Source organism: Mycobacterium sp., from assembly GCF_035653355.1.
Lineage (GTDB): Bacteria > Actinomycetota > Actinomycetes > Mycobacteriales > Mycobacteriaceae > Mycobacterium.
In genome coordinates, this window is sequence record NZ_DASRBZ010000129.1 from 1 (window position 1) to 9,471 (window position 9,471).

The window sequence follows — 9,471 nt, forward strand, 5'->3', positions numbered from 1 at the left end:
CGAACAGCAGGTCCGGGTCAGCGCTTGACTGCGGGCCTGCGGCGGCGGCGCTGAGCTCCCAAACACGTTGCAAGGTCACAGATCCCAGCAGCTTGAGAATGTCTGCTTCCGGGCTGGGGCGGTCGGCGAGTTCGTTGTTCAGTGCCCGGTATCCGGTGGCCCGCAGAGCTTCGGCGTCGGCGAGCAGCGACCCCAGCTCGGCGTAGATGTCCTCGCCTTCCGGCGCGAGCGGGCGTGTTTGTACAGTGGTCGCCGGCGTGTCGGCGTACAAACACGCCCGCTCGCGCACTTGGCGCACAGATTCGAGTCCGCGCTGGATTTCCACCCAGTTCATCACCCAGATCATCTGGCGTTCGTGGTGCAATGACGACAACGCGACCTGCCAGCCGCCGTCCAGCGGCCCCAAGAGGTTGGCTACCGGCACCTCGACGTCGTCGAGGAACATCTCGCAGAACGTCTCGTCGGAGATCGACGCCATGCGGATCGGGTTGATGCTTACCCCCGGCGACTGAAGGTCGAGGATCAGGCACGAAATACCACGGTGTTTCGGTGCGGCTGGGTCAGTGCGGGCGTACAGCGTGCACCACCGCGAGAGATGCGCCTGCGTCGTCCAGATCTTGCGGCCGTTGACCCGGAACACCTCACCATCACGCTCGGCGCGGGTCCGCAAGCCGGCGAAGTCCGAACCGGCTTCAGGCTCCGACATTCCCAGTGCCCACCACTCGTCGCCGCGTAGCAGCGGCACCAGCAGGCGATCGATCTGCTCAGGAGTGCCGAACTGGCGAATCGCGGGCGCGGCGACATTAGGGCCGGCGATGTTGGGGAGCTTGGGCGCCGAGCGCATCGCCGCTTCGAGCCGGATCTCCATCGCCGCCCGCACGTCGAGCGAGCGCCCTCCGTGTTCGCGTGGCCACGTCGGCTGCAGCCACCCGGCTTCGAACGCCGCGCGCTGATACTCGCGACGCAGCGTGAGATCCCAACGGTATTCGCGATACCGCTCCCGGTAGTCGCGCGGCAAGAACTCGGTCAGCCAGGCGGCGAACTGCGCAACCACTTCCGGCGTTTCAGTCGTTGTCACCGTGTACCCCTGGCGAATTGGTGCCCCACAGCGTGGTAGAGCGCGCGACTGTCACCGAGCGCCGCGGCGCGTTGCCACGCATGCCGCAGGTAGAGATGGATGTCATGCTCCCAGGTTTGGGCGATCGCGCCGTGCACCTGAACCGCGGTGCGTGCACAGCTCAGTGCCGCATCCCCTGCGGCGGCCTTGGCCAGCGCGGCGGCAGTCCAGCCGGCTTCTGCGGTGGTGGCCGGATCATCGAGGCGAGCGGCCGCCGCATAGGTCAGGCTGCGGGCGCGCTCCACACTGACGTAGTTGTCGGCCAACGCGTGCTTGATCCCTTGAAAGGCGCCGATCGGCTTGCCGAACTGTTGCCGCGACTTCGCATGCTCGACGGAGCGGGCCAGAGCGGCACTGGCGACGCCGATGAGATCGGCGGCCGCTGCGAGCAGCGCTGGCGCCAAGGCATATTCGAGGTCCACCGGGGCGGTGACGAGCGGTTCGGTGTCCATCTCGACATCGGCCAGCGGTTGCGCGGGATCGGTGCAGTCGGCTGGGTGAATCCTGATGCTGTCGCCGCCGCGCACGACCGCGGCCATCACGCCGTCGTCGTCGGCGGCCAAGGTGACAATCAACTCGGCGCGGGAGACATCTGGAACCGCAACGGCGCGTCCGCGCAGTCGCCCGCCCTGCAGTGTCATCGGCACGCCGGGCAGCCGTTGCCCCGGCGGATGGACAGCGAGCGTGGCGACGACGCCGCCGGCGATTTCGCTCAATGGTTGCTTACCTGCCGGACCGCTCGACCGCAAGACGCCCGCCGCGAGACCGACGCTGCTCAGCAACGGAATCGGAGCGATTGCGGCGCCGCATTCCTCCATCACCACGACGCGGTCAACGATGCCGAATTCCCCGTCGGGCGCGGCAAGCTCGGTCCAGCCCAGGTCGACGACGGTCTTCCACAGCGCGCGCCAGCGTTCGGGATCGGTCATCGCTTGCCGGGCGACATCGGGCGGGCACTCGGTATGCAGAACGTCGCGCACGCTGTCGCGTAGCGCGAGTTGCTCGGAATTCAGCCCAACATCCATAAGACCCCTAACATCATAAAAATAGTAAACTAGCGATGCAGGCGTCAATCGGTGTGATAGCGCGCCGCTGGGCGGCTGCCGCGCCCCGTACGATCCGCGTGTGACCCGAAAACCCGCCGAGGAGCAGCGTCTGCGCGACCTCGCGCGGCTGCGCCGCGTCCGCGACCGGATCGACCGGGAGTACGCGCAGCCGCTGGACGTCGAAGCGTTGGCGCGTGGCGTGAATATGTCGGGCGGGCACCTGTCTCGTGAGTTCCGGCTCGCCTACGGCGAATCGCCATACTCCTATCTGATGACTCGGCGCATCGAGCGCGCGATGGCGCTGTTGCGTCGGGGCGATCTCAGCGTCACTGAAGTCTGTTTCGCGGTCGGCTGCTCCTCGCTTGGCACGTTCAGCACGCGGTTCACCGAGCTGGTCGGGATACCGCCGAGCGTGTACCGGGCACGGACGGAACACCTGACGGCGGGGATGCCGTCGTGTGTGGAGAAACAGGTGACCAAACCGATCAGGAATCGAGAAGCGCCCGCCGTCGATCTGCATTTAGCGTGACGGTCATGGACATCACCATTCACTCGAGCATGCTCCCGCACGACGACCCGGAGGCCTCACTGGCGTTTTACCGCGACATTCTCGGCTTCGAGGTGCGCCTCGATGTCGGCAACGGCAAGATGCGCTGGATTACGATCGGCCCGCCCAATCAGCCTGATACGTCCATCGTCCTGCACCCGCCGACCGCCGCCCCGGGACTTACCGATGAGGAGCGCCGGGTCATCGCCGAGATGATGGCCAAGGGCACCTACGGCATGATCGTGCTGGCAACCAAGGACCTCGACGGCACCTTCGAGCGGCTGCAGGCCGGCTTACAAGCCGGACGAGTCGAGATCGTCCAGGAGCCAACCCAGCAGCCGTATGGGGTACGTGACTGTGCGCTGCGCGATCCCGCCGGCAATATGGTCCGCATCCAGGAGTTGGGCTAGAGGGTAAACGTCACCGCCGCTGCGCCGCCCTTCGGCGAGCCTCGGTCGGCACTATCGGTGGCCGAGCGAACGGGCCGCGGCGCACCGCGTGCATCCGGATCTCGGGCAGATCCACCGACGGGTCCACGGTGTCGAGCCACGCGACGGCATCGGCGACATCGGCGACCTGGATGGCGTGCATCTCGAACGGGACGTCTTGCAGCATCTCGGTTTCCACCGGTCCCGGCGTCACAATGTGGACGGCGATACCGTCACGGTCCACCTCCAGCGCCAGCGCTCGGGCGAATGCGTTCATACCGGCCTTCGACGCCGAGTAGGCGGTTCGGGCCATCATTGGCTCGTGTGCCGCCGACGAGGAGATAAACACCAGGCGTGAGCCCGCCCGCATCCGAGGCAAGACCGCGGACGTCACCACGAAGCACGAGTCGAGGTTGGCGGACATAATGGCCTGCCACTGCTCGAAAGTCTGCTTGCGTGCATAGGTTCCGCCCAGCATCCCGGCCGCGTGCACGACGAGATCGATGGTCTCCAATGCGCTTATTGCGCTAAAGAATCCGAACGGATCCGACGCGTCGGCCACGATATAGCGCGCGCCGATCTCCTCGGCTGCGGCCCGCAACGGGTCTTCGCGGCGTGCGCACAGCACCACGTCATAGCCGAGCTCGCACAGCTTTCGTCCGCAGGCCTTGCCGATTCCACCGCTGCCACCGGTGACCAATGCAGTTCTCACGGTTCCCGTTCGCGAGTCTTCGATCTACAGACGGCGGGCGTCCCGCGGCCGCGACAGAGCCTGCGGCGACAGCGCATAAATCCGTTGATCCGGCCGGCCGGCTAACACGTGGGTCTGCGTGTCGGCGAGGTGACGGGCCGCCACCCGGCGCGCGCGGTCGACGTCACCTGCCTCGATCATCTCGGTCAGCTTGACGTGTGTGTTGAGTGCGGCACGGCGCTTGGCCAGCGAGGGATAAGTGCCGTGCGCCGCACTCTCGTTAGCCCATTGCTGCTCGTGGCTGGTCCATAGCGTCTCCAGCGTGCCCACCACCGCGATGATGGTCTGGTTTCCGCACCCACGGACCAGGGCATCGTGGAATTGCCGGCCGATTTCGGTGAATTCGCGACCGTCATCGAGGTGGGTGGCCATTGCGTCGTTGATCTGCTTGAGGTCGGGCACCAGCGTGTCGGCCCGGTCGGGCCGCTGGGCCGCCAGCGCCGCGCAAGCAGGTTCGAGTTCCAGCAGCGCCGCACCGAGGTCGGACACCTTGACGTATTCGCTTTGCAACAACAGCCCGAGCATGTAGGCGGCGCTGGTCTTGGCCGGCGCATGCACGACGGCGCCGCCCCGGTTGCCGCGCCGAACCGAGACCAGACCCTCGGTCTCCAAAATCCGCAGCGCTTCCCGCAGGGACACGAGGCTGACATTGAATTGCTCGACGAGCACTTCTTGTCGCGGCAACAGATCACCGTCGGCCAGTTCGCCGTCGATGATCTGACGCCGCAACTCGTCTGCGACGATCTCGGCGATCCGCGGCGCCGACAACCGACGGCGCGCCTCTGGGCCGACTCCCAGCGTGGTCATCTGATCCTCGCAGCGATACACGGATAAAGATGGTGCGGTCTCCGGCGACCGCGCGATAAATTCGTATCTTAGCAGTGATCGCATAATAGCCGTGCTGATCGCTCGCCGACGTGGACGGTCGCGGGCCCTATGCTGGCGAAGTCATTACGATCACCAGGAAACGACGCGGACGGATGTAGGGTGAGCGAGGCGCTGGACGGCCGACCGACACCGCTTGACAGCTTGCGTGTCATCGAGATCAGTGACCGCATTGCCGGCAGTTACTGCGGGAAGCTTCTGGTGGACGCCGGCGCGGAAGTGCGTAAAATCGAACCGCCGCAAGGAGATCCGCTGCGCCGGTTCACCGCCAGCCGCTCACCCGTGCCAGCTGGTGCCGACTCACCACTGTTCAGCTACCTTAACGCCGGCAAGCGCAGCCTGACGATCCCGGCTTCCGACAAGCGCTTTCGCGCCGAACTCGCCGCCGCCGACGTTGTGCTGGTCACCGCCACCCGGTCGCAAGCAGCCAAGCTCGGCATCGATCCGCAGCAGTTGCTGGCGGATTCGCCACATGCTGTCATGGTCACGATTTCCGACTTCGGCTGGACCGGTCCGTACGCCGAGCGTGCGGCCAGCGAGTTCACGCTTCAGGCCTGGGCGGGCTCGACCGGTTTCCGCGGCGACCCCGCCGGCCCGCCGATCGCGATCGGCGGCGACCTGGGGGAATACATGGGTGGGGTGTTCGCCGCGTTCGGTGCACTGGCGATTCGCCGCCGCGTTGAGCGCGGCGGTGCCGGTGAGCACTTGGACCTGTCCATGCTCGAAGCCATCACGCTGATGCAAAGCAGCGAGTGGCTGCATTCGCAGCTGCTGCAGGTGCCGCCGGTGACGCGAACCATCGAAGTACCCTCGATCGAGCGTGCCAAGGACGGCTACGTCGGCATCACCATGGTGACCGGTCAACAGTGGCTCGACTTCGCCGCAATGGTCGACTGCCCACAGCTGACCGAGATTCCGCAGCTGCGTTTTCAGATCGGCCGGTGGGAATACCGCGATCTGATCCGTGAACTCATCGGCCCGTGGTTGGCTGAACGCACCGTCGAGGAGATCGTCGAACTGGGGCAGCTGTTTCGGCTGCCGATCGCACCGTTGGGCAACGGCTCGACCATCCGCGACATGGCGTATGTGCGCGATCGCGGTGTGTTCGTGTGCAACCCTGCAGGTTTCCATCAGCCGCGGCCGCCGTGGCTGATGTCGCGCTGTCGACCGGCACCGCTGGGACGTGCGCCCTCCCTGGGCGAAGACAACGAATCTCTTTGGCAGCCAAGCAATTTCAATGGCAACCCACCGGATGGGCGGTTGCCGCTCGAGGGTGTTCGGATTGTCGACCTCACGGCCTTCTGGGCCGGTCCGGCCGCGACCCACCTGCTTGCTGCCTTCGGCGCCGACGTGGTCAAGGTGGAGTCGATCCAGCGTCCCGACGGCATCCGGTATTCGGGGGGCATGCGCACCGACGTCGACGACTGGTGGGAATACGGCTGGGTTTTCCACGCCATGAACACCAACAAGCGCTCGGTGACACTGGATTTGACGTCCGAAGACGGTCGGCGGCTGTTCAAGACTCTGGTGGCCGGCGCCGACGTGGTGATCGAGAACTTCTCTCCCCGGGTGATGGACCACTTCGGGTTGACCGCACAAGCCATGCTGGCGGTGAATCCGAAGCTCGTCGTCGCTCGGATGCCCGCGTTCGGTTTGGAAGGTCCGTGGCGCGACCGCGTCGGATTTGCCCCGACCATGGAGCAGATCGCCGGGCTGGCATGGGTGACCGGTTTGCCCGACGGGCCGCCTGTCGCCCCCCGCGGAGCCTGCGATCCACTGGCCGGGGTACACGCCGCATTCGCGGTGCTGGCCGCGCTCGATTTCGCGGAGCGAACAGGAGACGGTCAGCTCGTCGAGTTGCCGATGATCGAAGCGGTGCTGAATGTCACTGCCGTTCAGCCGATTGAATCGGAAGTCTTCGGGGTGACATTGAGCCGGGAAGGCAACCGCGGTCACGGTTGGGCGGTTCAGAACCTCTATCGCTGCGCTGGGGACGACGAGTGGATCGCCGTCACCGTGGCCACTGATGAGCAGTGGCGCGCGCTGGTCGAGCTGGGCCGGCCGTCATGGAGCGACGACGCCGGCCTTGCCACCGTGGCTGGCCGGCGTGAGCGCGTCGACGACATCGACCGCCGCCTGCAGGAGTGGTTCGCCACCCAGGACCCGGCCGCCACGGTGGAGCGCCTGGCCGAGGCAGGCGTTCCCGCCGCACCCGTGGTGTCGCCCTCGTTGGTGACGGAGAACGCGCAACTGCGCGAGCGCAGGTTCTTCGAATCGCTCAATCACCCGCGTACCGGCACCGGCTGGTATCCGCGTCCGCCGTTCGCGCCGCTGGCCGGCCAATCCCGGTGGTTGCGGCGGACGCCGCCGACGCTCGGTGAGCACAATGACGAGGTGCTGCGCGAACTGTGCGGCCTGTCCGAAGCCGATCTGGAGCGGTTGACGGCAAGCGGGGTGATCGGGAACCGGCCCAAGGGCGCGTGACGCAGCCGCGATGGTGGGCAGACCGGTTAGCAGCGGATTATTCGGGTGGCCGCTGGGGTACGTCAGGTGAGTCCCCGACACCGACATGGCCGTGGGTTCAACGAATCGTTTGTCGGCGCGGCATTTACGTCCGGCGAAAACCGGTGGGCGTGGGTGCCGCGGCGGTCAACGTTTGCGACCACAGTAAGGACAGTCATATGAGCGACCCCGAAGCGATCGTCCAACAACTCCGGCACACGCTCGACAAAGAACACGGCCTCGCGGATTTGCTCGAGCGGTCTTTGGTGAAGGCCCGGGAACAGGCCGAAGCAGAACTGAAACCAGAGCTGTTCGCAGCGCTGGAGTGGCCCACCGATATCGGTGAATACGAGGGCTACCTCAAGCGCTTCATCAGATGGGTGCCCCACGAGTCGAACGCCGATGCCTGGAAGAACGAAAAGAGGCAGGCGCAAGAGGTCAGCGACCGGATGTCACACTTCTACTTCCTGGCCTCTCAGAAGATTGACGGACAGGCACTACAGAACTCCGGGATCTTCCGGGAGTGGATGAGCGAATTCGCCCGCCAGTGGGGCAGTTTCCTGGACACACCCGAGTCATTCAGCCCGGAAGTCTTGCAGTCGTTCATCGAGAATGCCCCGGAGTACCGCATCCATGAGTCCCTGATCGACGGCGTGCCAAATGCGCCCAGCGGCTGGTTGACGGCCAACCAGTTCATCGCCCGCGAAATCAACGGCGGGCTGCGTCCGATCGCTGAACCCTCCAACAACTTGGTGGTCACCTCGCCGGCGGACTGCCAATACCAGCACCTCTACGACATCGACGCCGACTCAAACATCCCGGCCACCCCGGTCAAGAACGAGAAGTACGGCAACATCAAACAGCTCATGGAAGGCAGCGCCTACAGCGAAAGCTTTGCCCGCGGCACATTCGTGCACTACATGCTGCCGGTGCATGCCTACCACCGCTACCACTTGCCCGTCGGGGGTCTGGTCAAGGAATCCTTCCGGATCAACGGCAAAGTCTTCATGCAGGTCGGCCTCGGCAGCGGCGAGTTCGCCGCCAGCGACAGCGCCAGCAGTGGATACGAGTTCTCGCAGACCCGCGGAGTGGTCACTATCGACACCTCCGCGTCTGACGCGGGCGACATCGGCATCGTCGCGGTCATCCCGGTAGGGATGGCGCACGTGTCGTCGGTGGTGCTGACCGCGGTAGAAGGCAAGCACATGGCCAAAGGCGAAGAGTTCGGCTACTTCCAGTTCGGCGGCTCGGACATCATCATCCTGTTTCAGGAGGGGGTTGATCCCCAGATCGACACCAGCGAGGAGTTCCGGTTCGTCGGCACCCCGGTAGCGCGCTGTAAGCCTCGGTCCTCCTAACCCGCCCGCGGGAAGTAGTGCTTAGCTATGGGTATCGAACTACTCGTAAGCGTGAGGAGCATCCGATGCGGGTGATTGTCGACGAATCGTTGTGCGAAGCCAACGGGTTCTGTGAATCACTGGCTCCGGACATCTTCGAACTGGGCGACGCCGAGGTAGTGCAGATCGCTGACGCGCCGGTGCCGCAGGACCGCGTGATCGACGTGCGCGCCGCAGTCGACCAGTGTCCGAAGGCGGCGCTGCGGATCGTCGACTGAGTACTAGCGAGCCGTCAGCGAGATCGCCATCTCGTCGTAGATCTGCATGTTGGTGATCAGGTTAGGGTGGGCCACCTTCGGCGGTCCGACGGCGATGTTGTCGCAGCGCAGCAGCAGCTCGTCGAATACGGCGCGCAGCTCCGCACGGGCCAGCATCGCGCCCAGACAATGGTGCGGCCCGCCGCCGCCGAATGCGACGTGCGGGTTGGGTTGACGGCCGATGTCGAACCGGAACGGGTCCTCGAAGACCTCCTCGTCGCGATTGGCCGAGCGCAGCATCGATACCACTCGGTCGCCCTTGGGGATGTGCTGGCCGTCCATCTCGACGTCAACCTTGGCGGTGCGGGTCCAGTACGCCACCGGGGTAGCCCAGCGCAGCACCTCTTCGACCGCGATGGGGCGCAGCGCCTCCTCGTCGCGGTAACGCTCGATTTGTTCCGGGTTTGCGACGAACGCCTGCAACCCGGAGGCAAGTGCGTTCTTGGTGGTGTCACTGCCGGCGAAGGCCAGCACGAAGAAGAAAATCTCGAGCTCGTTGGCGGGCAGCCGAAACTTCTCGCCGTCATCTCCGGTGATCTCG

General features: G+C 65.4%; 10 protein-coding genes. 5 read left to right on the top strand and 5 right to left on the bottom strand.

The features are described 5' to 3' along the window. On the bottom strand, positions 1-1,054 hold a 1,054-nt coding region (locus VFA16_RS04035; protein WP_324966581.1), incomplete at its 3' end, for an acyl-CoA dehydrogenase family protein. A 20-nt stretch (positions 1,055-1,074) separates the two neighbouring features. Beyond that, positions 1,075-2,142 carry an acyl-CoA dehydrogenase family protein gene (locus tag VFA16_RS04040; RefSeq protein WP_324966572.1) on the bottom strand — a complete coding sequence of 356 codons (1,068 nt, stop codon included), beginning with the start codon at positions 2,140-2,142 and terminating at the stop codon, positions 1,075-1,077. 100 nt (positions 2,143-2,242) lie between these two features. On the opposite strand from VFA16_RS04040, the gene VFA16_RS04045 reads away from it, so the two are divergent. After that, a complete protein-coding gene (locus VFA16_RS04045; RefSeq protein ID WP_324966573.1) occupies positions 2,243-2,692 on the top strand; it encodes a helix-turn-helix transcriptional regulator in 450 nt (149 codons plus the stop codon). Between the two features lie 5 nt (positions 2,693-2,697). After that, positions 2,698-3,120: a VOC family protein gene (locus VFA16_RS04050; protein ID WP_324966574.1), complete on the top strand. Its 423-nt coding sequence runs from the start codon at positions 2,698-2,700 to the stop codon at positions 3,118-3,120. Between the two features lie 10 nt (positions 3,121-3,130). On the opposite strand, the gene VFA16_RS04055 is transcribed toward VFA16_RS04050, so the two are convergent. Next, complete coding sequence (locus tag VFA16_RS04055; RefSeq protein WP_324966575.1) at positions 3,131-3,850, bottom strand: SDR family oxidoreductase; 720 nt, start codon at positions 3,848-3,850, stop codon at positions 3,131-3,133. 24 nt (positions 3,851-3,874) lie between these two features. Further along, the gene (locus tag VFA16_RS04060) at positions 3,875-4,696 is read right to left on the bottom strand and encodes a FadR/GntR family transcriptional regulator (protein ID WP_324966576.1); all 822 of its coding nucleotides are present in this window, start codon (positions 4,694-4,696) and stop codon (positions 3,875-3,877) included. 129 nt (positions 4,697-4,825) lie between these two features. Between VFA16_RS04060 and VFA16_RS04065 the strand changes: the two genes are divergently transcribed. The 3 genes from VFA16_RS04065 to VFA16_RS04075 all read left to right on the top strand — a co-directional run bounded on the left by VFA16_RS04065 (position 4,826) and on the right by VFA16_RS04075 (position 8,891). Further along, entirely contained in the window at positions 4,826-7,258 is a 2,433-nt protein-coding gene (locus VFA16_RS04065) for a CoA transferase (protein WP_324966577.1), read from the top strand. A 197-nt stretch (positions 7,259-7,455) separates the two neighbouring features. Beyond that, positions 7,456-8,634: a phosphatidylserine decarboxylase gene (locus tag VFA16_RS04070; protein WP_324966578.1), complete on the top strand. Its 1,179-nt coding sequence runs from the start codon at positions 7,456-7,458 to the stop codon at positions 8,632-8,634. A gap of 65 nt (positions 8,635-8,699) precedes the next feature. Beyond that, positions 8,700-8,891 carry a ferredoxin gene (locus tag VFA16_RS04075; RefSeq protein WP_324966579.1) on the top strand — a complete coding sequence of 64 codons (192 nt, stop codon included), beginning with the start codon at positions 8,700-8,702 and terminating at the stop codon, positions 8,889-8,891. A 3-nt stretch (positions 8,892-8,894) separates the two neighbouring features. Here the strand turns inward: VFA16_RS04075 and VFA16_RS04080 are convergent. Continuing rightward, positions 8,895-9,471: cytochrome P450 (locus VFA16_RS04080; protein WP_324966580.1), on the bottom strand; the 577-nt coding region annotated here is incomplete at its 5' end.

Bases quoted from the DNA above. Each gene is read 5' to 3' on its own strand.
- VFA16_RS04070 (WP_324966578.1), top strand. From the start codon at position 7,456: ATGAGCGACCCCGAAGCGATCGTCCAACAACTCCGGCACACGCTCGAC.
- VFA16_RS04040 (WP_324966572.1), bottom strand. From the start codon at position 2,142: ATGGATGTTGGGCTGAATTCCGAGCAACTCGCGCTACGCGACAGCGTG.
- VFA16_RS04065 (WP_324966577.1), top strand. From the start codon at position 4,826: ATGCTGGCGAAGTCATTACGATCACCAGGAAACGACGCGGACGGATGT.
- VFA16_RS04060 (WP_324966576.1), bottom strand. From the start codon at position 4,696: ATGACCACGCTGGGAGTCGGCCCAGAGGCGCGCCGTCGGTTGTCGGCG.
- VFA16_RS04050 (WP_324966574.1), top strand. From the start codon at position 2,698: ATGGACATCACCATTCACTCGAGCATGCTCCCGCACGACGACCCGGAG.
- VFA16_RS04075 (WP_324966579.1), top strand. From the start codon at position 8,700: ATGCGGGTGATTGTCGACGAATCGTTGTGCGAAGCCAACGGGTTCTGT.